25 protein-coding genes are annotated in these 22591 nt (G+C 69.0%); 2 read left to right on the plus strand and 23 right to left on the minus strand.

Annotated elements, in window-relative coordinates:
• Positions 1-39: 39 nt before the first annotated feature.
• From G6N28_RS24835 to G6N28_RS24880, 10 genes are all read right to left on the minus strand, one after another.
• Positions 40-450, minus strand: a complete 411-nt coding sequence (locus G6N28_RS24835; RefSeq protein ID WP_163905017.1) for a DUF2752 domain-containing protein — start codon at positions 448-450, stop codon at positions 40-42.
• Positions 440-838, minus strand: a complete 399-nt coding sequence (locus G6N28_RS24840; RefSeq protein ID WP_163905019.1) for a TM2 domain-containing protein — start codon at positions 836-838, stop codon at positions 440-442. Before G6N28_RS24840 ends, G6N28_RS24835 begins: the two co-directional genes overlap by 11 nt.
• A gap of 374 nt (positions 839-1212) precedes the next feature.
• Entirely contained in the window at positions 1213-2481 is a 1269-nt protein-coding gene (locus G6N28_RS24845) for an HNH endonuclease signature motif containing protein (protein WP_163905021.1), read from the minus strand.
• A 202-nt stretch (positions 2482-2683) separates the two neighbouring features.
• Complete coding sequence (gene lgt / locus G6N28_RS24850; protein ID WP_163905022.1) at positions 2684-4918, minus strand: prolipoprotein diacylglyceryl transferase; 2235 nt, start codon at positions 4916-4918, stop codon at positions 2684-2686.
• Positions 4915-5703, minus strand: a complete 789-nt coding sequence (trpA, locus tag G6N28_RS24855) for a tryptophan synthase subunit alpha (RefSeq protein ID WP_163905024.1) — start codon at positions 5701-5703, stop codon at positions 4915-4917. Before trpA ends, lgt begins: the two co-directional genes overlap by 4 nt.
• Positions 5700-6959: a tryptophan synthase subunit beta gene (gene trpB / locus G6N28_RS24860; protein ID WP_163905027.1), complete on the minus strand. Its 1260-nt coding sequence runs from the start codon at positions 6957-6959 to the stop codon at positions 5700-5702. The genes trpA and trpB overlap by 4 nt, the downstream gene beginning before the upstream one ends.
• Before the next feature lie 3 nt (positions 6960-6962).
• Positions 6963-7781, minus strand: coding sequence for an indole-3-glycerol phosphate synthase TrpC (gene trpC, locus G6N28_RS24865; protein ID WP_163905029.1), 819 nt, complete (start codon positions 7779-7781; stop codon positions 6963-6965).
• Between the two features lie 71 nt (positions 7782-7852).
• Complete coding sequence (locus tag G6N28_RS24870) at positions 7853-8446, minus strand: TIGR02234 family membrane protein (RefSeq protein WP_163905031.1); 594 nt, start codon at positions 8444-8446, stop codon at positions 7853-7855.
• Positions 8443-9969, minus strand: a complete 1527-nt coding sequence (locus G6N28_RS24875) for an anthranilate synthase component I (RefSeq protein ID WP_163905033.1) — start codon at positions 9967-9969, stop codon at positions 8443-8445. The genes G6N28_RS24870 and G6N28_RS24875 overlap by 4 nt, the downstream gene beginning before the upstream one ends.
• A 3-nt stretch (positions 9970-9972) precedes the next feature.
• Positions 9973-10125 carry a hypothetical protein gene (locus tag G6N28_RS24880; protein ID WP_235674687.1) on the minus strand — a complete coding sequence of 51 codons (153 nt, stop codon included), beginning with the start codon at positions 10123-10125 and terminating at the stop codon, positions 9973-9975.
• Positions 10126-10228: 103 nt separating this feature from the next.
• Here G6N28_RS24880 and G6N28_RS24885 point away from each other — a divergent pair, with 103 nt between their 5' ends.
• Positions 10229-10693 (plus strand): peroxiredoxin, encoded by a 465-nt coding sequence (locus G6N28_RS24885; protein WP_163905035.1) that lies wholly within the window; start codon positions 10229-10231, stop codon positions 10691-10693.
• A gap of 7 nt (positions 10694-10700) precedes the next feature.
• Here G6N28_RS24885 and G6N28_RS24890 read toward each other — a convergent pair whose 3' ends face one another.
• The 10 genes from G6N28_RS24890 to G6N28_RS24935 all read right to left on the minus strand — a co-directional run bounded on the left by G6N28_RS24890 (position 10701) and on the right by G6N28_RS24935 (position 18623).
• Entirely contained in the window at positions 10701-11612 is a 912-nt protein-coding gene (locus tag G6N28_RS24890; protein WP_163905037.1) for an alpha/beta fold hydrolase, read from the minus strand.
• Positions 11609-11953 (minus strand): phosphoribosyl-AMP cyclohydrolase, encoded by a 345-nt coding sequence (gene hisI, locus G6N28_RS24895; protein WP_163906605.1) that lies wholly within the window; start codon positions 11951-11953, stop codon positions 11609-11611. The genes G6N28_RS24890 and hisI overlap by 4 nt, the downstream gene beginning before the upstream one ends.
• Positions 11954-11981: 28 nt before the next feature.
• Entirely contained in the window at positions 11982-12764 is a 783-nt protein-coding gene (gene hisF / locus G6N28_RS24900; RefSeq protein WP_163905039.1) for an imidazole glycerol phosphate synthase subunit HisF, read from the minus strand.
• Positions 12761-13579, minus strand: a complete 819-nt coding sequence (locus G6N28_RS24905; RefSeq protein ID WP_163905041.1) for an inositol monophosphatase family protein — start codon at positions 13577-13579, stop codon at positions 12761-12763. Before G6N28_RS24905 ends, hisF begins: the two co-directional genes overlap by 4 nt.
• On the minus strand, positions 13580-14320 hold the full coding sequence (gene priA / locus G6N28_RS24910) for a bifunctional 1-(5-phosphoribosyl)-5-((5-phosphoribosylamino)methylideneamino)imidazole-4-carboxamide isomerase/phosphoribosylanthranilate isomerase PriA (RefSeq protein WP_163905043.1): 741 nt from the start codon (positions 14318-14320) through the stop codon (positions 13580-13582).
• Between the two features lie 5 nt (positions 14321-14325).
• Entirely contained in the window at positions 14326-14946 is a 621-nt protein-coding gene (hisH, locus tag G6N28_RS24915; protein WP_163905046.1) for an imidazole glycerol phosphate synthase subunit HisH, read from the minus strand.
• The gene (gene hisB, locus G6N28_RS24920) at positions 14943-15569 is read right to left on the minus strand and encodes an imidazoleglycerol-phosphate dehydratase HisB (RefSeq protein ID WP_163905047.1); all 627 of its coding nucleotides are present in this window, start codon (positions 15567-15569) and stop codon (positions 14943-14945) included. Before hisB ends, hisH begins: the two co-directional genes overlap by 4 nt.
• On the minus strand, positions 15566-16672 hold the full coding sequence (locus G6N28_RS24925) for a histidinol-phosphate transaminase (protein ID WP_163905050.1): 1107 nt from the start codon (positions 16670-16672) through the stop codon (positions 15566-15568). Before G6N28_RS24925 ends, hisB begins: the two co-directional genes overlap by 4 nt.
• On the minus strand, positions 16669-18042 hold the full coding sequence (gene hisD, locus G6N28_RS24930; RefSeq protein WP_235674688.1) for a histidinol dehydrogenase: 1374 nt from the start codon (positions 18040-18042) through the stop codon (positions 16669-16671). The genes G6N28_RS24925 and hisD overlap by 4 nt, the downstream gene beginning before the upstream one ends.
• An 80-nt stretch (positions 18043-18122) precedes the next feature.
• Positions 18123-18623: a hypothetical protein gene (locus tag G6N28_RS24935; protein ID WP_163905052.1), complete on the minus strand. Its 501-nt coding sequence runs from the start codon at positions 18621-18623 to the stop codon at positions 18123-18125.
• Between the two features lie 59 nt (positions 18624-18682).
• On the opposite strand from G6N28_RS24935, the gene G6N28_RS24940 reads away from it, so the two are divergent.
• Complete coding sequence (locus G6N28_RS24940) at positions 18683-19093, plus strand: nitroreductase family deazaflavin-dependent oxidoreductase (protein ID WP_163905054.1); 411 nt, start codon at positions 18683-18685, stop codon at positions 19091-19093.
• Here G6N28_RS24940 and nadC read toward each other — a convergent pair.
• The 3 genes from nadC to nadA are packed head-to-tail and all read right to left on the minus strand — an operon-like array spanning position 19090 to position 22555.
• Positions 19090-19956, minus strand: coding sequence for a carboxylating nicotinate-nucleotide diphosphorylase (gene nadC, locus G6N28_RS24945; RefSeq protein ID WP_163905056.1), 867 nt, complete (start codon positions 19954-19956; stop codon positions 19090-19092). The genes G6N28_RS24940 and nadC overlap by 4 nt on opposite strands.
• A complete protein-coding gene (locus tag G6N28_RS24950) occupies positions 19956-21533 on the minus strand; it encodes an L-aspartate oxidase (RefSeq protein WP_163905058.1) in 1578 nt (525 codons plus the stop codon). The genes nadC and G6N28_RS24950 overlap by 1 nt, the downstream gene beginning before the upstream one ends.
• On the minus strand, positions 21530-22555 hold the full coding sequence (nadA, locus tag G6N28_RS24955) for a quinolinate synthase NadA (RefSeq protein WP_163906607.1): 1026 nt from the start codon (positions 22553-22555) through the stop codon (positions 21530-21532). The genes G6N28_RS24950 and nadA overlap by 4 nt, the downstream gene beginning before the upstream one ends.
• Positions 22556-22591 lie beyond the last annotated feature (36 nt).

Below are 22591 nucleotides of genomic sequence, written 5' to 3' on the forward strand. Positions count from 1 at the left end.
TGAATGCTCACTGCGCGTGCGTTTTTCGTGCTTGCGTGGTTAACCGTCGACGATGGTCGGGACCAGCGGGAAGCCGGGCAGGTTGCGCGCCACCGCCCACGTCACGGCGGTGACGATGATGACGGCGACGACGGGAACGTTCCACACCGGTCGGTTCATCCGCCATCGCGTCAGTGCCCAGATGAGCAGCAGGGGCAGCCCGACGAGCAGGTAGACGTTGTCGACGACAGCCGCGGCCAGATCAACGTGGAGCAGGTCGTGCACCATGCGCAGACCGCCGCAGCCGGGGCAGTCGAGGCCGGTCAGGACCTTGAACGGGCAGGCGGGAAAGAAGAAACCGGGCCGATGCGGATCGGCCAGGCCGACATATGCCAGCGCACCCACCGACAGGGCGCCCGCTCCGAGCGCTGTATAGAGCCCTGTCCGGCTGGTGAGTGCGCTAGGTGCCATCGCGCAGCGGACGCCCCTCGGGATCGCGCACTTTGTCGGTCAGCATCAGTACAGCATCGACGATGCCCCAGACCACCGCGCCGATTCCGCAGGTGATCAGCCCGACGACGAGCTGGGCGATACCCAGGCCGGTGTAGCCGAGATAGATGCGGCCGATGCCGACGATCCCGACGAGCCCGATCAACTGCAGCAGGCCCGCGACCACCTTGGATTTGTCCGACAGCGGCTCACCGGTGATCGGATGACGGCCGAACGGTGCGGCCGGATCGGTGTAGACGGGCGGGTAGGCGCCTGGCGGCGGTGGGTACTGGCCAGGCTGCGGATACGGCTGCTGTGGCGGCGGAGGCGGGGTGGAGTGCTCGTTGCCACCGAACTGCGGCTCAGTCATAGGGCCCAGCATGCCAGAATCCGATCGGGCCAGTCAGTAAGGAAAACCCACCTCTTTCAATCCGACAGCAAGCCCGCGGCGATGAGCCGGGCGCGAGGATCGTCATCATCGGCGCGCGCGGGTCGCTGGAATGCGACGGCAGTGACGCTGCAACGGGCGGGTTTTCGCCGGCTGACCATCTTGGCGAAGGGCGCCGACGTCGTTGCCCGGCTCGGGCTGTGGAGTTGACCGCGCGACTATATGGCCAAGTGGCTGCGGCGATTTCGTGGCGGCGAAATCGACACCGTCGACGTGGACCGACGACCGCGTGGTCCACATCCCCGCGCTCCGCAGCCACGCTCCGCTGACAATCGTCGAGGCGTTCGGCCGGCGGGTTAGTTGAGTGTGGGTGGTGGTTGGGGTTGGAACGGGTCGTACCACCACCATTGGGCGCGTTCACCGGTGGGCCCGTTGCAGGGTGGCACCGCAGGTGGGGGTGTCGTGGGCGGGCGTGCCAGGGAGGCGTTGGTCAGGGTGCGCCCGGCGCTGTCGGTGACGGTGAGCCGATCGGCGGGTCCGGTAATGGTGATCAGGCCGCGGTGGTGCATTCGGTGGTGGTAGGGGCAGACCAGCACCAGATTGTCCAGTTCGGTGGTTCCGCCGTCTTCCCAGTGGATGATGTGGTGTGCGTGGAGCCCGCGGGTGGCGTCGCATCCGGGTACCGCGCAGGTGCGGTGGCGGTGTTGCAGCGCGCGGCGAAGCCGGCGGTTGATCTGGCGGGTGGTGCGTCCGGCGCCGATGGGTTGGCCGTCGTGTTCAAACCACACCTCGCAGGTGGCATCACAGGTCAGGTATTGGCGGTCGGCATCAGTGAGGAGCGGGCCCAGGTGCAGCGCGCCGACGCGATCTTTGACATCGAGGTGGACCACCACGGTGGTGTGCTGGCTGTGCGGGCGGCGGGTGGCCTCGGCGTCCCAGCTGTCTGCCACCAGCTGGAGGAACGCATCGCCGAAGGTGGGCATCGGCGGACGCTGATGGGGCGCCGGTGTGGTGTCGATGGGGTGGTCGGCTTTCCACGCGTTGAAGAGCCTGTCGTGATGAGACAGCAGGGCGGCGTCGAATTTGGCGGCCTCGATGGCGGTGAGCGTGATCCGGTAGCAACAGGACCCGTCCGCGCCGGTGGTTTTGTTGACCGTGCACGCCGGTTCGGGCGGCGCGTCGGGTTCGGGTTCGGGCTCCGGGCGGGGTTCGAGCTTGACCGCGGTGCGCAGCTGGTTGACCGTGGCGGTTTCGATCATCTGCGCATAGTGGTCATCGGAGCCGGTGGCGGCGTGTTGGGCAATCACGCCGACCTGATCCAACGAGGCCCGGCCCTCACGCAGACTTTGCGCGCAGCGGGGAAATTCCGCGAGGCGGTGGGCCACGGTGGCGATGGTGGTGGCGTTCTTCTGCGACGCCCCGAGCTTCCAGGCCACCAACGCGGGCAGCGATCGTACCCCGGTGGAACCCGCCAGCCCGTCGCGGTCTATCTCGGCGATGATCTCGACAATGCGCCCGTCGATGGCGTTGCGTTGGCCGGTCAACTCCGCCAACTCTTCGAACAACGCATCGAGACGCTGACATGGCGTCAATTCAGCGTCGGCAACAGATGCGGTCGAAGACATGCCTGCATCATGCCGACGGAAGCCGACAACGAGGTTCTGACGTGCGCGGCAGCGCAATATGCGCGTGAAGCCTGAATTACCTTGTGCGCCAGAATAAGTCACGCGATAACACGGATGGTTCGGGTGCCCCAGCCCACCGTTTCACCGCTGCGGACGGTCTGAACCTGTGGATGAATTCGCAGTTGTGGATAACTTGGGCCGGCTAGCGATTGCGGCGGCGACGCAACCAGCGGCGTAGTCGTCCACCGGACTGACCGAGTTCGGGCGATGTCGGCGCCGGCTCTTCTTCGTCGGTCGTCGCGGACTCGGTGTCGCTGTCCGCCACGGAGTCCCCGGCGTCGTCGGCTTCCTCGGCATCGACGCCAGCCTCGGGCATCTCCCCCTCGGCTTCGTCGCTCGCTTCGTGGGCGTCCTCGTGAACCTCGGCGGAAACCTCTTCGGCCTCTTCCAGCCCTTCCACGGCCGTCTCGTGTGCCTCGGCCGCGGCGTCTTGAGCCTCTTCGGCTTCCACGCCTTCGACCGCACCGACGCCGGCCTCGGGCGTCTCCCCCTCGACTTCGTCGTGAACCTCGGCGGAAACCTCTTCGGCTTCTTCCAGCCCTTCCACGGCGGCCTCGTGTGCCTCGGACGCCGCGGCTTCGGCCTCTATCGCGTCCTCGCCTTCGACCGCACCGACGCCGGCCTCGGGCGGGCCCTCGTCCGTCTCGGCTTCCTCCTCGGCCTGTTCCTCCGCCATGGCGTCCGCGGCCTCATCAAGCTCGGCACCGAGGTCTTCGCTGTCCTCGGCTTCGTCTACAGCGGCCTCGGTGTCGGCCTCCTCGTGAACCTCGGCGGAAACCTCTTCGGCTTCTTCGAGGCCCTCCACGGCGGCCTCGTGTGCCTCGGACGCCGCGGCTTCGGCCTCTATCGCGTCCTCGCCTTCGACCGCACCGACGCCGGCCTCGGGCGGGCCCTCGTCCGTCTCGGCTTCCTCCTCGGCCTGTTCCTCCGCCATGGCGTCCGCGGCCTCATCAAGCTCGGCACCGAGATCTTCGCTGTCCTCGGCTTCGTCTACAGCGGCCTCGGTGTCGGCTTCCTCGCCTTCGACCGCACCGACCCCGGCCTCGGGCTCTGCGTCCTCCTTGGCCTCGGCGAACTCCTGCGCCTCGACGATGTCTTCCGCCGGCGCTGCTTCGACATCGTCGGCGAGTGCTTCGGCTTCCTCCGCGGCCTCAGATTCGGCTTCGGGCTCTTTGGGTGGCTGCGAATCACCTTCGGTCGCGAACTCCTCGGCCTCGGCCAGGTCCTCGGCCGGGACCCCGGCAACGTCCGCACCGAGCTCCTCGGCCTCCGCGGCGATCTCGGCTTCCTCGCCCGCTCCCGCGAACTCCTCGGCCTCGATGATGTCCTCCGACGGTGCGGTGAGGACGTCGACGCTCAGCGCCTCGGCTTCGATCTCCGCCTCGGTCTTGGACTCATCGTCGGTGGTCTCGGGGTCATCCTCGGCGGCGACCTTCGCCGCGGCCACCACACCCGCCGTCGCACCCACCGCGGCAAGTTCCTCCGTCAGAGCCTCACCGGAGACCTCCGCGGCCTGCTTACCTTTGAGCGTGGCCGGATCCTCGCGTCCCTTCGGCGCGACCATGATGTAGACCACCGCACCGACGAACACGAAGGTCGAGGTGAACGAGTTGATCCGGACACCGTCGATCAGCGTCGCGTCATCGACCCGCAGCAGTTCGATCCAGAACCTGCCGAGGCAGTAGCCGGCGACATACATCGCGAACAACCGGCCGTGCCCGAACTTGAAGCGCCGGTCCAGATAGATCAGCGCCGCGAAAACCAGGAGGTTCCAGAGCAATTCGTACAAGAACGTGGGATGGACGATCTGCAGCACCTCGCCCGTCGATACCCCGTTGAGGTTGTCGACGAGACCGTTGGCGTCCTTGCGCTCGTAGATCTTCAGACCCCAGGGCAGCGTCGTCTCCCTGCCGTACAGCTCCTGGTTGAAGTAGTTGCCGATCCTGCCGATACCTTGGGCCAGGATGATTCCCGGGGCGATCGCATCCCCGAACGCCGGCAGCGGAATGCCGCGGCGACGGCACCCGATCCACGCGCCGACGCCCCCGAGCGCCACCGCGCCCCAGATGCCGAGCCCGCCGTCCCAGATCCGGATCACCCCGGCGAGACCCGCACCACCCTCCCCGAAATAGCGCCACCAGTCGGTCATCACGTGGTAGAGCCGGCCGCCGATGAGGCCGAACGGCACCGCCCACAGCGCGATGTCGTAGATGACGCCGCGCTCGCCGCCCCTGGCTTCCCAGCGGCGGTCGCCGATCATCAGCGCCGCCACGATGCCGAGAATGATGAACAACGCGTATGCGCGTAACGGCACCGGGCCCAGCTGCCACACCCCCTGCGCCGGGCTGGGAATGTAGGCCAGGACCGTCGTCGTCACGCGGTGACCCTCTGCCGCACACCGTCGGCCAGTTCGGCGGTCAGTCGACCGACCGCTTCGACGCTGTTCTCCAACGCGGACACCAGCGCTGAGCCCACGATCACGCCGTCAGCGTAAGCCGCGATCTCCGCTGCCTGCTCACGCGAGCGCACGCCCAGCCCGACCCCGACGGGAATGTCCGAAATCGCCTTCACGCGGCGGACCAGCTCGGGGGCGGCCACCGACACGGCGTCGCGCGCCCCGGTCACGCCCATGGTCGATGCGGCGTAGACGAATCCGCGCGACGCCTGCACCGTCGCCGCCAACCGCTCCGGCGTGGATGACGGCGCCACCAGGAAGATCCGATCGAGGTTGTGGGCGTCGGAGGCGGCGAACCATTCGTCGGCCTCGTCGGGAATCAGATCAGGGGTGATGACGCCGAGCCCGCCCGCCGACGCCAGATCGCGTGCGAACGCGTCAACGCCCCGGCGCAGCACCAGATTCCAGTACGTCATCACCACGGCCCGCCCGCCGGCATTGCTGATCGCCTCGACAGCGATCAGCGCGTCACGCACCCGCACCCCGCCGCGCAGTGCCGCGTTCGTCGCCGCCGCGATCGTCGGGCCGTCCATCCCGGGATCCGAGTACGCGATGCCGACCTCGACAAGGTCGCAGCCGGTTTTGACCAGAGTCGTCATCGCGGAGATCGACGTCGGCACATCGGGATACCCGGTCGGCAGGTAGCCGATCAGCGCCGAGCGGTTCTCGGCGCGGCACTCGTCGAACATCGGCGCAAGTCGGCTCACGACGCACCGTCCAGCAGCCCGAACCACTTCGCCGCGGTCTCGACATCCTTGTCGCCGCGTCCCGACAAGTTCACCAAAATGATGCTGCCGCTACCGATTTCACGACCCAGTTGTAAAGCGCCTGCCACAGCGTGTGCCGACTCGATGGCCGGGATGATCCCCTCGGTGCGGCACAGCAGGCTGAACGCGTCCATCGCCTCGCTGTCGGTGATCGGCCGGTACTCGGCGCGCCCGATGTCCTTCAGGAAGGCGTGTTCTGGGCCGACACCCGGATAGTCCAGCCCCGCCGAGATCGAATGCGATTCGATGGTCTGACCGTCTTCGTCCTGCAGCAGATACGAATAGGAGCCCTGGAAGGCACCCGGTGACCCGCCGGTGAAAGTTGCGGCGTGGCGTCCGGTTTCGACGCCGTCGCCGGCGGCCTCGTAGCCCACCAGCCGGATATTCGGGTCGTCGATGAACGCGTGAAAAATTCCGATCGCGTTGGATCCGCCGCCGACACAGGCGGTCACCGCGTCGGGTAACCGGCCCGCCTGGTCCAGGATCTGGGCGCGGGCCTCCAGGCCGATCACCCGCTGCAGATCACGCACCATCATCGGGAACGGGTGCGGACCCGCGGCCGTGCCGAAGCAGTAGTAGGTGCTGTCGGCATTGGTGACCCAGTCGCGAAACGCTTCGTTGATGGCGTCTTTGAGCGTCTTGGAGCCCGCCTCGACCGACACCACCTCCGCGCCCAACAACCGCATCCGCGCGACGTTCAGCGCCTGACGCGCGGTGTCGACGGCACCCATGTAGATCACGCACTCCAGGCCCAGCAGCGCACACGCCGTCGCGGTGGCCACCCCGTGCTGGCCCGCTCCGGTCTCGGCGATCACCCGCGTCTTACCCATCTGCCGCGCGAGCAGCGCCTGGCCGAGCACGTTGTTGATTTTGTGAGATCCGGTGTGGTTCAGGTCTTCTCGCTTCAGAAAGAGCCGCGCGCCGCCGGCGTGTTCAGACAACCGCTCGGCTTCGTACAGCGGCGACGGCCGCCCGCTGTAGTGCCGCTGCAGCCGGTCCAGCTCGTCGAGGAAGGTTTGATCGCCGCGGGCCTTCTCGTAGGCGGCGGTGACTTCCTCGATGACCGCCATCAGCGCCTCGGCCACAAACCGTCCCCCGTACACGCCGAAATGGCCGCGCGCATCGGGGTCGTGGACGGTGGGTTCGGCCACCCCTGCGCTCGACTTCGGCAGCTCCGGCCCGGTGTGGTCGGCCACGTGTCAGCGCGAGGGTTTAGGGCACGACGGATGCGCACCTGCGGTGACCAAATCGGCAACGGCGCCGCGAGGATCGCCGCTGGTGACCAATCCCTCCCCGACCAGCACCGCGTCGGCGCCCGCACCGGCGTAGGCGAGCAGATCGGCGGGGCCGCGCACACCGGACTCCGCGATGCGGATGACGTCGGTCGGCAAGCCAGGCGCGATGCGCGCGAAGCAGTCGCGGTCGACATTCAACGTCTTGAGATCTCGGGCGTTCACGCCGATCACGTTGGCGCCGGCCGAAAGCGCGCGATCCGCTTCCTCCTCGGTGTGCACCTCGACCAGCGCGGTCATCCCCAGCGACTCGGTGCGCTCCAGCAGCGATTCCAGCACCGGCTGCTCCAGCGCCGCGACGATCAGCAGCAGCATGTCGGCACCGTGCGCGCGGGCCTCGTGGATCTGATACGGCCGGATGATGAAATCCTTGCGCAGCACCGGAATTGACACCGCGGCGCGGACGGCGTCCAGGTCTCCGAGCGAACCGTTGAACCGGCGTTGCTCGGTCAGCACACTGACGATCCGCGCGCCGCCGTCCTGATACGCCCGGGCCAGTTCGGCCGGATCGCCGATCGGGGCCAACTCACCGCGCGATGGGCTGGCGCGTTTGACTTCGGCGATCACCCCGATTCCGGGTGCGCGCAACGCCGCCATCACGTCCAACGGCGGCGGGGCATCCTTGGCGCGGTCCTTGATCTCGGCCAACGGCATGACGGCCTCACGGGCGGCGACATCGGCGCGGACTCCCTCGATGATCGAGTCGAGTACGGTTGCCGAACTCATCCGTCCGAATCCCTTCCCCGGTAGCGCCAAATGATCTTCATCGAAGGGTACCGGCCGCATGTCACCGCCAATCACCGGCCCTTGGTGTCTGGATCGGAGGGGTCGCGGGTGGGATCGGCGCCCTCGTCGAGGGCGTCCCACATCATGCGTTCGGACATCTCGGTGCCCTCCTCCTCGGCGGGCGTCGCGGCGCGGCGCGTATAGCGAGACGCGCCGGAGCGCTCCGCAGTGGCCGCCCGCATGAGCAGCACCGCGCCGGCGAGCGTGACCACCGCGGCCGCCACCGTGAGCACCGCACCCCCGTAGTGCCGCTCGCTGCCCACCAAGTCGGCGACCGGTGCCTCGGCGATGTGCGATGCGCGCACGGCCACGTCGCCGACCGTCCACAGGCTGATCGCCAGGTAGGCCATCCCGGCGCTGGCGGCCGCGACCAACAGCGCCAGCAGCCGCAGCGGCCACCCACGCACGGCCAGCGCGGCGACGGCAGCGGCCACCAGCAACACGGCGAGCGGGATCATGGCCGTCGACCACTGGGCGCCGGCCAGCGCCACGGTCTTGGGCTGACCCAACCCGTCGAACGACGTCACCTCCACCCATGTGATGCGCGACGCGGCCCACAGCGCGGCGGCAGCCAGCACGAGGGCCACCTGAGCGATCCGGGTCATGGTTCGGTCAGCGTTTCGGCGGCCGCGATCGCGTTGAGCACCGCGCGCGCCTTGTTGGACGCCTCGGTGTACTCGTAGGGCCCGTTCGAGTCGGCCACGACTCCCCCGCCGGCCTGGACGTAGGCGACGCCGTCGCGCATCAGGGCGGTGCGGATGGCGATCGCAAAGTCGGCGTTGCCCGCGAAGTCCAGGTAGCCCAGCACGCCGCCGTAAAGGCCCCGGCGGGTCTTTTCGACCTCCTCGATGAGCTCCATCGCGCGGACCTTCGGTGCCCCCGACAACGTGCCGGCCGGGAAGCAGGCCGTCACCGCGTCCAGCGCGGTCTTGCCGTCGGCGAGCAGCCCGGTCACCGTCGACACCAGGTGCATGACGTGGCTGTAGCGCTCGATGTGGCTGTAGTCCTCGACCCGCACGGTGCCCGGGCGGCAGACCCGGCCCAGGTCGTTGCGGCCCAGGTCGACGAGCATGAGGTGCTCGGCGCGTTCCTTGTCGTCGGCCAGCAGCTCCTTTTCGAGCAGCAGGTCCTCCTCCTCGGTGGCGCCGCGCCAGCGGGTCCCTGCGATCGGGTGGGTGGTGGCGCGGCCGTCCTTGACCGTCACCAACGCCTCCGGGCTGGAGCCGACGACCGAAAAGTCCAGCCCGCCATCTGCGTCGGGCACGTTGAGCAGGTACATGTAGGGGCTCGGGTTGGACACCCGCAGCATTCGGTACACGTCGAGCGGATCGGCGTCGGTGTCCATCTCGAACCGCTGCGACGGCACCACCTGGAACGCTTCGCCGGCTTCGATGTCGCCGACCAGCTTGTCGACAATCGCGGTGTACTCCTCGAGCGTGCGCTGCGAGCGGTACAGCGGTTCTGGTCTGCGGAACGTGGCCACCGTCGACGGCAGGTACGTGGACAGCGCGGCGGTCATCACGTCGAGGCGCGCGACCGCGTCGTCGTAGGCCCAGTCAACGCGCTCGTCGGTGCCGTTCCAGTTCACCGCGTTGGCGATCAGCGTGATGGTGCCTTCGTGGTGGTCGACGGCGGCGATGTCGGTGGCCAGCAGCAACAGCATGTCGGGCAGGCCGAGGTCGTCGACGGCGAGCGACGGCAGCTTCTCGAGGCGGCGCACCATGTCGTAGGCGAAGAAGCCGACCAGACCGCTCGACAGCGGCGGCAGACCGGGCAACGGCTCGGTCTCGAGCAGCTTCAGCGTCGCCGCCAGCGCGGCCAGCGGGTCTCCCCCGCTGGGCGCGTCCTTGGGCGTCGTGCCCAGCCAGATCGCCTCGCCGTCGCGCACCGTCAGCGCCGACGGCGCGCCGGCGCCGATGAACGACCACCGCGACCAGGACCGGCCGTTTTCGGCCGACTCGAGCAGGAACGTGCCCGGGCGGTTGGCGGCGAGCTTGCGGTAGGCCGACAGCGGCGTCTCGCTGTCAGCGAGCACTTTGCGCGTCACCGGCACCACCCGGTGCTCGCCGGCGAGCGCCCGAAAGTCCTCGCGTGACGTGGTCACGGAGAGGCTGGCGGTGGTTTGCACGGCTCAATCCTCCCAGACGCACGCCAACGGCGAGGACGACGCCGGGGTCAGCGGGCTGGTCAACACGACCGGTGACTGCGCCATGAACCGCGGGGTGGTGCCGCGGTGCTCGACCTTGAGGTCGCCATCGGCCTTGAAGGTGTCGATATCGGGCATCGCTGACGATTCTCTTCCTCCAGACCGACGCAATGGTCGATCGGACGGCGCGAAACCAGCCAAAGCGTCGGTCTCGGTGATCGAGCGGGTTAGCGTGACGTGCATGAAACAGGGTGAGAAAGTTGCCGAGTTCCAGCTGCCGGACCAGACAGGCACCGTCCGCAGCCTCACCGAGCTCCTCGCCGACGGGCCGATCGTGCTGTTCTTCTACCCCGCCGCGATGACGCCCGGGTGCACCAAGGAGGCGTGCCACTTCCGCGATCTGGCGGCGGAGTTCGCCGCGGTCGGCGCCAGCCGGGTCGGGATCAGCACCGATCCCGTCGGCAAGCAGGCCAAGTTCGCCGACAAGGAGGGCTTCGACTATCCGCTGCTGTCGGACGCCGACGGCAAGGTGGCCGCCCAGTTCGGGGTGAAGCGCGGCCTGCTCGGAAAGTTCATGCCCGTCAAACGCACCACGTTCGTCATCGACACCGACCGCACCGTGCTCGCCGTGATCGCCTCGGAGATCAGCATGGACCGCCACGCCGACCAAGCGCTCGAGGTGCTGAGGCAGCGCCAGTCCGCGTGACAGCCGCTCAAGGTGACGCGGGACCGATGAAGTCGACCACCGCGCGAATCGCGGGGCGGTGCCGCAGAATCCGGTAATGCGCCAACCGGCCCAGCCCTTTGGTGGTCATCAACGTCGCGCCAGGCCATGACGCGACGACCCGTTCGCTCGTCTCATAGGGCGTGTCCGGGTCGTCCGGATCGTGGATGAGCAGCAGCGGCGGATAGCCGGTGCGAGCGCCGACGACGGTCATGTTCGTCTCGTGTAGCGGCATGTCAATACGGCGTTCCAGTCGCCGGTGCAGGCCCGCGCGGATGCGCGGACCGAAGTTGTGGCGGACAGCGAAAAGATCCAGATACAGCGGGAATTCGCCCATCGGTGCGAGAAACGCCAGGCGCTCGACCTGCGCGCCGTTGGCGACCGCGAACGTGGTGGCGTTGGCGCCGAGGGAGTGCGCGATGACCGCACGCGCCGGGCCGTATTGCCCGATGACGGCCCTGACCGCTTCGGCGCACTCGATGAGCGTGGTGCGTCCTGGCTTGAGGGCCCCTTCCTCGGACTCGTTGTGGCTGGGCAGGTCGAACGCGATCACCCGGTGGCCGGATTCGACGAGCGGTCTGATGAACATGCCCAGATGTGGGCGCCGCCCACCCCAGCCGTGCACGAGATAGACCGGTGGGCCCTCGCCCCACGATTCGCCCACGATCCGATGGCCGTTCCAGCGCGCTTCCAGCGGCTCGCCGGGCACCACGCCCGGTGGCATGCGCAGGTCGGATTCCAGAACCGGCGGGGTGCACCACAGTTCGACCGCCCACCGCGACCCGATGAATGGCGCGACGCGCTCCAGCCACCAGAACGCCCGGCGCACCCGCGAATCGACCGGCGGCTCGATACCCGATCCCTCGAGTGCGACGGGGACCACCCGCTCTGGCTTGGTCACGGAGACCCGAGCAGCTCGTCGGCGTCGAAGCAGCTGTGATCGCCGGTGTGACACGCCGCACCGACCTGATCGACCTCGAGCAGCACGGTGTCGCCGTCGCAGTCCAGACGCACCGAGTACACGTACTGGGTGTGTCCTGAGGTCTCTCCCTTGACCCAGTGCTGTTGGCGCGACCGCGAAAAGTAGGTCGCCTGACGGGTTTCCAGGGTGCGGGCCAGCGCGACGTCGTCCATCCACGCCACCATCAGCACCTTGCCCGTGGTGCGTTCCTGCGCGACGGCGGTGAACAAGCCGTTGGCGTCGCGTTTGAGCCGCGCCGCGATCGCGGGATCCAGGCTCATCTGTGCCCTCGGCTCTTCGCGCACGCGCTCATCGCACCACGATTCCCTCGGCCGCCATCGCCGCCTTCACCTCGGCGATGGTCAGTTCGCGGAAGTGAAACACGCTGGCGGCCAGCACCGCGTCTGCGCCGGCGAACACCGCGGGTGCGAAATGCTCCACCGCCCCCGCACCACCACTGGCGATCACCGGCACGTTGACCGCCCCGCGCACCGCCTTGATCATCGGAATGTCGAACCCGGCCTTGGTGCCGTCGAAATCCATCGAGTTCAGCAGGATCTCGCCGACGCCCAGCTCGGCACCGCGCGTGGCCCATTCGACGGCGTCGATGCCGGTGCCGCGGCGGCCGCCGTGCGTGGTGACCTCCCACCCCGACGGGGTCGGCTGCTGCCCCTCCGGAACGGTGCGCGCATCGACGGACAACACGATGCACTGCGACCCGAACTGGCGGGACAATTCGGCCAGCAGTTCGGGGTTGGCGATCGCGGCGGTGTTGACCGAGACCTTGTCGGCACCGGCCCGCAGCAGCGCATCCACATCGGCCACCGATCGCACCCCGCCGCCGACAGTCAACGGGATGAACACCTGCTCCGCGGTCTGTTTGACGACCTCCAGCATGGTGGCCCGCCCCGACGAGGACGCGGTGACGTCCAGGAACGTCAACTCGTCGGCGCCTTCGGCGTCGTAGACGGCCGCCAGCTCCACCGGATCGCCCGCGTCCCGCAGGTTTTCGAAGTTGACCCCCTTGACGACGCGGCTGTCGTCGACATCCAGGCACGGGATGACCCGCACCGCAAGGTCTTTCGGGTTCATCGATAGTCCTCGGGCGCGCCGGCCGATGCGATGAGTTCGAGCAGCTGTTCGTGGATGCCGGGCAGGCCGACCAGCACCGACGGCGAAGCCGCCGACCAGTCGTTGCCGGCCAGGTCGGTGGCCACCCCGCCGGCGGCACGCATCAGCGCGATCCCCGCCGCGTGATCCCACACATGGCCACTGAAGCTGACCGCGCCGCCGAGAATCCCCGCGGCGGCGTACGCGAGGTCCACCCCCGTCGCGCCGTGCATCCGCAACCGCGAACACCTGCGGCTCAGGCTTTCGATGATCGCCAGCCGGTACCGGCCGGGCACCCTGCCGCGGGAGTCGACGTTGAACGTGCCGACCCCGACGATGGAATCCTCCAACTCGGCGGGTCGCAGCGCGTCCTGCTCGACGCCGTTGTAACGCAGCGGGCCGCCGGCGACGCCGGTGAACCGTTCCCCGGTGAACGGCAGCCACGTCAGGCCCGCCACCGGTTCGCCGTCCTGAAGCAGGCCCAGCAGAATCGCCGCCAGCGGCAGCCCGGCCGCGTAGTTGAACGTGCCGTCGATCGGGTCGAGCACCCACACCAGCGGCGAGCCCAGATCCGCGCCGCCGAATTCCTCACCGTGCACGTCGATGCCGGTCTTCTGCTTCAGCGCGTCGACCACCTGGCGTTCGATGGCCAGGTCCACCTCGGTGGCGAAGTCCTTGCCCTTCTTCTGTACGGCGGATTGCGCGCGGTGCCCCGCGATGAACGGTTTGGCCGCATCGTCGAGGATCGCGGTGGCCTCGACCACCAGGGCGTCGAGTTCGGCGGTGTCGAGCCCCATCTACTGCCTCACCGCGGCCAGCGCCTCAGGCAGCGTGAACCGCCCGGCGTAGAGCGCCTTTCCCACGATCGCACCTTCCACGCCGCGGTCGGTCAGCGTCGCGATGGCCCGCAGGTCGTCGAGGCTGGACACGCCGCCGGACGCGATCACCGGGGCGTCGGTGCGCTCGGTGACCTTCGTCAACAGCTCGAGGTTGGGGCCCTTCAGCGTGCCGTCCTTGGTGACGTCGGTGACGACGAACCGTGAACATCCTTCCCGGTCAAGGCGTTCCAGCACCTCCCACAGATCTCCGCCGTCGGTTTCCCAGCCGCGCCCGCGCAGCCGGTGGTCACCGTCGATGATCTTCACGTCCAGGCCGACGGCGACGCGGTCGCCGTGCTGGGCGACGACGGCGGCGCACCACTTCGGGTTCTCCAGCGCGGCGGTGCCGAGGTTGACGCGGGCGCAGCCGGTCGCCAGCGCGGCGGCCAGCGATTCGTCGTCGCGGATGCCACCGGAAAGCTCCACGGCGACGTCGAGCTTGCCGACCACCTCGGCGAGCAGCTCGCGGTTGCTGCCGCGGCCGAACGCGGCGTCGAGATCGACGAGGTGGATCCACTCCGCGCCGTCGCGTTGCCAGGTCATCGCCGCGTCGAGCGCCGAGCCGTACTCGGTTTCGCTGCCCGCCTGGCCTTGGACCAGACGCACCGCGCGGCCATCGACGACGTCGACGGCGGGAAGAAGGATCAGTTGCTGTGACACGTCCGTCAACCTAGCCTCCTGACCCAGTTGGTGAGCAACGCGGCGCCGGCGTCACCGCTCTTTTCGGGGTGGAACTGGGTGGCCGACAGCGGCCCGTCCTCGACCGCGGCCAGAAACGGGACGTGGTGGGTGGCCCAGGTCAGCTTCGCGTCGGGGCGGCCCTCCCACTGCTGCGCGGCATACGAGTGCACGAAGTAGAACCGGGTTTCGGCGTCCAGCCCCGCGAACAACCGGCTGCCCTCGGGTGCGTCGACGACGTTCCAGCCCATGTGCGGGATGACCGGCGCGTCCAACCGGACGACCGCCCCGGGCCATTGGCCGCAGCCGTCGCTCTGGTGCCCGAACTCGACGCCGCGGCTGAACAGGATCTGCATGCCGACGCACACGCCGAGCACCGGCCGGTCGGCGGCCACCCGTTCGGCGATGACCTTCTCGCCGCCGATCTTGCGCAGCCCCGTCATGCAGGCCTGAAACGCGCCGACACCGGGAACCACCAGGCCGTCGGCGTTCAGCGCGGCGTGGGTGTCGGAGGTGACCGTGACCTCGGCGCCGACGCGCTCCAGCGCTCGTTGCGCTGAGCGAAGATTGCCCGACCCGTAGTCGAGGATGACGACCCTCGCGGTCACAGCAGCCCTTTGGTGGACGGCACCCCGGTCGTCCGCGGATCGAATTCGACGGCCTGACGCAGCGCGCGCGCCACGGCCTTGTATTGCGCCTCGGTGATGTGGTGGGGGTCGCGGCCGTAGATCGTGCGCACGTGCAGCGCGATGCGGGCGTTGGAGGCCAGCGTTTCGAACACATGCCGGTTGATGACGGTGTGATACGGCACCTCAGAACCGGCGATCGTGGTGTGCAGCATGTGTTCCGGCTCGCCGGTGTGGACGCAATACGGTCGACCCGAGACGTCCACGGCGGCGTGCGCGAGGGTCTCGTCCATCGGGATCCAGGCGTCGCCGAACCGGCGGATGCCCTTCTTGTCGCCCAGTGCCTGGCCCAGTGCCTGGCCCAGCACGATCGCGGTGTCCTCGATGGTGTGGTGGCCCTCGATGTCGACATCACCGGTGGCACGCACGGTCAGGTCGAAGCTTGCGTGGCTTCCCAGCGAGGTGAGCATGTGGTCGTAGAACGGCACGCCGGTGGCGACCTCGACCCGGCCGGTGCCGTCGAGGTCGAGCTCGACGGTGATGTCGGATTCCTTGGTCCTGCGTTCGATCTTCGCGCGGCGGGGCGCGCGCACGGGTTCGGTCACGATGCTCCTATTCGGGCGCTGGCGGCAAGCAGCGCGTCGTTCTCGTCGGCCAGGCCGGTGGTCGCGCGCAGGTATCCGGGGATACCGACGTCACGGATCAGCACCCCGGCATCCAGGTAGCGCTGCCAGGTGGCGGCCGCGTCGGCGAACTCGCCGAACAACACGAAGTTGGCATCGCTGGGGATGACGCGGAAGCCCATGGCACTCAACGCTTCCGTGACGCGGTTGCGTTCGGCGATGAGCGTGGCGACGCTGCCAAGGGTGTCGTCGGCGTGCCGCAGCGCGGCCCGCGCGGCGGCCTGCGTGATCGACGAGAGATGATACGGCAACCGGACCAGCAGCAGCGCGTCGATCACCGCGGGCGCGGCGGCCAGATATCCGAGCCGCCCGCCCGCGAACGCGAAGGCCTTGCTCATCGTGCGGGTTACGACGAGCTTGGTCGGATACTCCTCGATGAGGTGCACCGCGCTGGGCTGTGAGGAGAACTCGCCGTAGGCCTCGTCGACGATGACGACGCCGGCAGGCAGAGCCTCCAGAAGAAGGCGCAGTTGCTCGAGCGAAACGCTTTGTCCCGACGGGTTGTTCGGGCTCGCGATGAACACGATGTCCGGGCGGTGTTCCTTGACGGCGGCGACGGCGACGGCGGTGTCCAGGCTGAAGTCTTCGGCGCGGTTGGCCACCAGCCACGTGGTCTGGGTGCCGTCGGCGATGATGGGGTGCATCGAGTAGGACGGCACGAAACCGATCGCGCTGCGGCCCGGCCCGCCGAACGCCTGCAACAGCTGCTGCAGAATTTCGTTGGAACCGTTGGCGGCCCAAAGGTTTTCCACGCTCAACGCGGTGCCGGTCTGCAGGCTCAGATACGCCGCCAGGTCGGCACGCAAGGCCACCGCGTCACGGTCGGGGTACCGGTGCAGTTCGCCGGCGATCGCCTGAACCGAGGCTGTGACGTCGTCGATGAGGGCCTTGGTCGGCGGGTGCGGGTTCTCGTTCGTGTTGAGCCGAACCGGCACGTCCAACTGCGGAGCGCCGTACGGCGACTTGCCGCGCAGGTGCTCGCGCAGCGGCAACTCGTCGAGCGTGACGTTCTTGCCGAGAGTCACCTTTCGAACCTCCGCCGCACCGCTTCGCCGTGCGCGGGCAGGTTCTCGGCCTCGGCCAGGGTGATGACGTATCCGGAGACGTCCTTGAGCGCCGCCTCGTCGTAGTCGACGACGTGGATGCCGCGCAGGAACGTCTGCACCGACAGCCCGCTGGAATGCCGTGCGCAGCCGGCGGTCGGCAGCACGTGATTGGACCCCGCGCAGTAGTCGCCGAGGCTGACCGGTGCGTACGGGCCCACGAAAACCGCTCCCGCGGAACGGATCTTCGCCGCGACAGCGCGGGCATCGGCGGTCTGGATCTCCAGATGCTCGGCCGCGTACGCGTTGGCGGTGCGGATGCCTTCCTCGATGTCGTCGACGAGCACGATCGCCGATTGTCTGCCGCCGAGCGCGGCCGTCACCCGCTCGCGGTGCACGGTGGTCCGCAGCTGCTCGACGAGTGCGCGCTCGGTGGCGTCGGCCAGCGCCACGTCGGGGGTGACCAGCACGCTGGCGGCCATCTCGTCGTGCTCGGCCTGGCTGATCAGGTCCGCGGCGACGTGCCGGGGGTCGGCGGTGTGATCGGCCAGGATGACGATCTCGGTGGGGCCCGCCTCCGCGTCGATGCCGACCTGCGACCGGCAGATGCGCTTGGCCGCGGTGACGTAGATGTTTCCTGGCCCGGTGATCATGTCGACGGGTGCCAGCTCGGCGCCGTCGGTGTCCGTCCCGCCGTACGCCAGAAGCGCGACAGCCTGCGCGCCGCCCACCGCCCACACCTCGTCGACGCCGAGCAGCGCGGCCGCGGCCAGGATCGTCGGGTGCGGCAGGCCGTGGAAGGGTCCGGCGTCGGACTGCGGCGGGCTGGCAATCACCAGCGAGTCCACCCCGGCGGTCTGGGCGGGGACGACGTTCATCACCACGCTGGACGGGTAGACGGCGTTGCCGCCGGGAACATACAGCCCGACCCGCTCCACGGGCACCCAGCGTTCGGTGACGGTCGCGCCCGGTGCCAGCGTCGTCGTGGTGTCGCTGCGACGCTGGTCGGCGTGCACGGCGCGGGCGCGCTCGATGGCCACCTCCAGCGCGGCGCGGACGTCGGCGTCAAGGTCGGCCAACGCCGCGTCGAGGCGCTCCTGCGGCACCCGCACCCGGGCCGGGCGCACGCCGTCGAAGGATTCGCCGTACTCGAGGGCAGCTTCGGCGCCACGGCTGGCCACCGCATCGACGATCGGACGCACCTTGGGGATCACCGCGTCGACGTCGACGCCGCCGCGAGGCAGAGCCGCACGCAGCCGGGCAGCGGAAAGCGCCGCGCCGCGCAGGTCGATGCGAGCGATGGTGGCAGCCGCGCCTGCGACGACCTCGTTATCCGGTGACGATGGGCTCACACGGCCATTGTCCCAGAACCAGCCAAATCGATATCGCCGCAGGCAGCGGCGACGTGCAACAGATCAGGTGAGACGGGACCTCACTTGCACAGATTGGTGATCTTGGTGTTGGCGGCGTCGGCTTCGCTCAGCCGCGCGGCCTGGTCGGGATCGGTGTTCGGGATGCCCGCGGTCGAGCGTGCACCGATGTCCATCAGGTGGTTGGCGAACTCGCGGACGGCCTCCGCCAACTCCGGCGGGGTGTCCGGCTGCAGCCGAGCGAGCAGGTATTGCCCGCCGTCGTAGAGCGCCACCCGGGCGTTGCCCGCCACCGCCAGCGAGCCGGTGATGTCTTCCGGCCCGCCGGGAGGCTGCAGGTTCGTGTTGATCTGGATGCCGGTTCGCACGATGTTGAAGGCGTCGCAGATGCTGGCCTTGGGGTCCTCGGTGGTGGTGCCGGTGAACACCGAGTTCGGCTGCTCGGGTTGCTCCGCCGGCTCCTTCAACAACGCCCAGACGGCGACACCACCCGCGGCAAGCGCGACGACCAACGCAACGATGGCAACGATGAGACTTCGTGACGACCCCGATGGCGCAGACATGCGGCTGATCGTAGCGATTGGCCAGGGACGATCAGGTGATGTGACGTAATCTGCACGTCATGGCCGCCAAGGACCACCCCAACAACGCCCCGGGCGTTCCGATGGTTTATCCGCCTGCGTTCGAGCGCCTGCAGATCAAGTACATGAACCCCGTCGTCAAGCGCATTGCGCGGTTCATGCCGGGGGTCGCCACGATCAGGCACCGCGGACGCAAGTCGAACAGGATCTACGAAACCCCGGTCACCCCGTTCCGCAAAGGCAACACGCTTGCCATCGTGCTCGGCCACGGCAAGACGGACTGGGTGAAGAACGTCCTCGCCGCAGGTGGGGCCGAGGTCGTGTTCGGTTCGCGCACAGTGCACATCACCAACCCGCGGATCGTGCCTGCCGGCGGCGACGCCGAAGGACTTCCGTTCCCGGCCCGGCTGCAGTCCCGAAAGATGGGCGTCTTCGTCGCCGACGTCGACTAGAGATCCAGGCCGATGTCGAGGACCGACACCGAATGGGTGAGGGCGCCGACGGCCAGGTAGTCCACGCCGGTGCCCGCATATTCCGCGGCTGTCGCCAGCGACAGCCCGCCGGAAGATTCCAGTTTGGTTGCCGGTGAGCGGGAATCGCGCCGCTGCACGGCGATCTGCGTCTGCCACACCGGGAAGTTGTCCAGAAGTATCAGCGCCTCGTCACCCAGGTCTTCACCGAGGATCTCATCCAGCTGTTCGAGCGAGTCGACCTCGACCTCACACGGCAGCTGCGGCGCTGCCGCGCGCACGGCCCGCAGCGCGGCGACCACCGAACCGGCCGCCGCCACGTGGTTGTCCTTGATCAGCGCCGCATCCCCCAGCCCCATGCGGTGGTTGACGCCGCCGCCGACGCGCACCGCGTACTTCTGCAGGGCCCGAAGGCCCGGCAGCGTCTTGCGGGTGTCGCGGATCTTGGCCTTGGTGCCGGACACCGCGTCCACCCACGCCGCGGTCGTGGTCGCGATTCCCGAGAGGTGACAGACGAGGTTCAACATCGTCCGCTCGGCGGTCAGCAGGCCCTGCGTGGGCGCCTCCACCGCCAGCACCACAGCGCCGGGTTCCAGCCGCGCCCCGTCCGGCACGCGATGTTTCACCTGGTAGCCGTCGGTGCCGAGCACCTCGTCCAACACCAGCAGCGTGACATCCACGCCCGCGACCACTCCCGCCTCGCGTGCGACCATCGACGCCGTCGTCGTGGCGTCGGCGGGCACCGTGGCCAGCGTGGTGACGTCCGGCCCGTAGCGCAGGTCCTCTTCGAGCGCGCGGGCGATCACCCTGCGCGCCTCGGTCAACTCGTCGGCGGTGAGCTCCATCAGCAGCAGGCCACCGCCGCGACGAGGCTGCGCGCCAACGCAGGATCGGTGGTCGGGTAGTCCCGGCGGTGATGGCAACCGCGGGACTCGGTACGAGCCGATGCGGCCGCAGCCACGGCGCCCGCGGTGGTGGTCAATGCGGCATCCTCGAAATCGGTGCGCGAGCGGAGAATTCGGTGCGGCGCGCAGTCCAGTTCCTTGGCCAGCACGCCAAGACCGGTACCGTCGCGCATCACCGAGGCGTACCGCGACATCGCCCGCTGCAGGTCCGCCCGCCGCAGTGCGCGGCGTGGCGCTGGTTCGGGCCGCTGCGCCGTGACCGGGCCGGCTGCCAAAGCGTGTGCGGCGGCGGCCTTTCCGGCACGTCCGCCGACCACCAACCCCTCGAGCAGGCTGTTGGACGCCAGCCGGTTCGCGCCGTGCATTCCGGTGCACGCCACCTCGCCGGCCGCGAACAGCCCCGCCATCTCGGTGCGCCCGTGCACGTCGGTGATCACGCCGCCGCAGCTGTAGTGCGCACCGGGCACCACGGGAATCGGCTCGACGGTCGGATCGATGCCCGCTGCCCGGCACGCGGCGGTCACGGTCGGAAACCGGGCGGTGAAATTGCCGATCCCGCGCGCGTCGAGGTACACGCACTCGTCGCCGGTCTCCTCCAGCCGGGCGTGAATCGCCCCGGCCACCACGTCGCGCGGCGCCAGATCGCCCAGCGGGTGCACCCCTTCGGTGACGGAATCGCCACGGGAATCGACCAGGACGGCACCTTCACCGCGAACGGCCTCGGTGATCAGCGGCCGTCGGCCACCGGCGTTCCGGTCGAACAGCATGGTCGGGTGGAACTGGACGAATTCCAGGTCGGCGACCGGCACCCCGGCCCATATCGCCAGCGCCACACCGTCGCTCGTCGACCCTGCCGGATTGGTGGTGGCCGAGTAGAGGTGGCCGAGGCCCCCGGTCGCCAGGATCACCGAGGGCGCGTGCACGACGCCGGGGCCGTCGTCGCTCAGCACCAGCACGCCGGTGACCGCCTCGTCGTCGCAGAGCAGTTCGATCGCAGTGTGGTTGTGCCGGATGTCCAACACGGAGGCGGCGCCGTTGAGGGCGCGCTGCACCTCGGCGCCGGTCGCGTCGCCTCCGGCGTGGATGATGCGCCGTCGCGAATGGCCGCCCTCGCGGGTCAACGACCAACGCCCCGCGGCGCTTTCGTCGAACCGGGCTCCCGCACCGACCAGTTCGCTGACCGCACGGTGGCCGTCGGCGACGATCGAGCGGACCGCTTCGGGGTCGCACAGGCCCGCGCCGGCCGCGAGCGTGTCGGAGACGTGCGCCTCGATCGAGTCGCCGTCCTCACGTAGCGCTTCGGGCAACACCACGGCGATGCCGCCCTGGGCGAAATAGGTGGCGGTGGTCCCCCACAACTGGTCGGTCTTGCTCAGCACCATCACCTTTTGGCCGTGACGGTGCGCGGCCAGGGCCGCGACGAGGCCTGCGACCCCGGTGCCGATGACGACGACGTCGGCGCGTTGCTGCCAATGGCCCGGCCACGGCCCGGAGCCGCAGGCCACGGGACGCGTCATTCGCCGCCGCCGGGCTGGCCGATCTCGATCATGCGCTGCACGCTGGCCCGCGCCAGCCGGGCCGTCTCGGGGTCGACGTCGACCTCGTCCTTGCCCTCCACCAGACAACGCAGCAGGGCGGCGGGGGTGATCATCTTCATGAACTTGCACGACGCCCGGTCGTTGACGGCCTGGAAGTCGACCTGCGGTGCGGCGCGGCGCAACTGGTACAGCATGCCGACCTCGGTGGCGACCAGCACCTGGCGCGCGCCGGTGTCGCGAGCCGCCTCCAGCATGCCCCCGGTCGACAGGATCTTCACCCGGTCCTCGGGGAACGATCCCTCACCGGCCAGATACAACGCCGAAGTGGCGCAACCACATTCGGGATGGACGAACAGCTCGGCCTCCGGGTGGTTGCGGGCCTGGTCGGCGAGCTCGTCGCCGTTGATGCCGGCGTGCACGTGGCACTCGCCGGCCCACACATGGATGTTCTCGCGCCCGGTCACCCGCCGGACGTGCGCGCCGAGGAACTGGTCCGGGCAGAAGAGCACCTCACGGTCGGCCGGGATCGACTCGACGACGTCGACCGCGTTGGACGACGTGCAGCAGATGTCGGTCTCGGCCTTCACCGCCGCGGTGGTGTTGACGTAGGAGACGACCACCGCGCCGGGGTGTTCGGCCTTCCAGGCCCGCAAGTCGTCGGCGGTGATCGAGTCGGCCAGCGAGCAGCCCGCACGCTGGTCCGGAATCAACACGGTCTTGTCCGGGGACAGGATCTTGGCGGTCTCCGCCATGAAGTGCACGCCGCAGAACACGATGGTGTCCTCGGGCACCTCGGCGGCGATGCGCGACAGCGCCAGCGAGTCACCGACATGGTCGGCGACGTCCTGGATGGCGGGCAGCTGGTAGTTGTGCGCCAACAGCGTCGCGCCCCGAAGATCGGCCAGCCGACGAATCTCGGCGGCCCATTCCTCGTCGCCGTCGACGCCGGAGTAGCCGGTCTCACCATCGGTGATCCGGCTGGCCAGATTGTCGGCGGGCATACGGTCGAGAACCGTCACGGTGTCTCCTCCATCCCG

Origin of the sequence: Mycolicibacterium pulveris (genome assembly GCF_010725725.1) — a bacterium.
GTDB classification, from domain to species: domain Bacteria; phylum Actinomycetota; class Actinomycetes; order Mycobacteriales; family Mycobacteriaceae; genus Mycobacterium; species Mycobacterium pulveris.

Bases quoted from the DNA above. Each gene is read 5' to 3' on its own strand.
- G6N28_RS24835 (WP_163905017.1), bottom strand. From the start codon at position 450: ATGGCACCTAGCGCACTCACCAGCCGGACAGGGCTCTATACAGCGCTC.
- G6N28_RS24840 (WP_163905019.1), bottom strand. From the start codon at position 838: ATGACTGAGCCGCAGTTCGGTGGCAACGAGCACTCCACCCCGCCTCCG.
- G6N28_RS24845 (WP_163905021.1), bottom strand. From the start codon at position 2,481: ATGTCTTCGACCGCATCTGTTGCCGACGCTGAATTGACGCCATGTCAG.
- trpC (WP_163905029.1), bottom strand. From the start codon at position 7,781: ATGAGTTCGGCAACCGTACTCGACTCGATCATCGAGGGAGTCCGCGCC.
- G6N28_RS24870 (WP_163905031.1), bottom strand. From the start codon at position 8,446: ATGACCCGGATCGCTCAGGTGGCCCTCGTGCTGGCTGCCGCCGCGCTG.
- G6N28_RS24880 (WP_235674687.1), bottom strand. From the start codon at position 10,125: ATGCCCGATATCGACACCTTCAAGGCCGATGGCGACCTCAAGGTCGAG.
- G6N28_RS24885 (WP_163905035.1), top strand. From the start codon at position 10,229: ATGAAACAGGGTGAGAAAGTTGCCGAGTTCCAGCTGCCGGACCAGACA.
- hisI (WP_163906605.1), bottom strand. From the start codon at position 11,953: ATGAGCCTGGATCCCGCGATCGCGGCGCGGCTCAAACGCGACGCCAAC.
- hisF (WP_163905039.1), bottom strand. From the start codon at position 12,764: ATGAACCCGAAAGACCTTGCGGTGCGGGTCATCCCGTGCCTGGATGTC.
- G6N28_RS24905 (WP_163905041.1), bottom strand. From the start codon at position 13,579: ATGGGGCTCGACACCGCCGAACTCGACGCCCTGGTGGTCGAGGCCACC.
- G6N28_RS24935 (WP_163905052.1), bottom strand. From the start codon at position 18,623: ATGTCTGCGCCATCGGGGTCGTCACGAAGTCTCATCGTTGCCATCGTT.
- G6N28_RS24940 (WP_163905054.1), top strand. From the start codon at position 18,683: ATGGCCGCCAAGGACCACCCCAACAACGCCCCGGGCGTTCCGATGGTT.
- nadC (WP_163905056.1), bottom strand. From the start codon at position 19,956: ATGGAGCTCACCGCCGACGAGTTGACCGAGGCGCGCAGGGTGATCGCC.
- G6N28_RS24950 (WP_163905058.1), bottom strand. From the start codon at position 21,533: ATGACGCGTCCCGTGGCCTGCGGCTCCGGGCCGTGGCCGGGCCATTGG.
- nadA (WP_163906607.1), bottom strand. From the start codon at position 22,555: ATGCCCGCCGACAATCTGGCCAGCCGGATCACCGATGGTGAGACCGGC.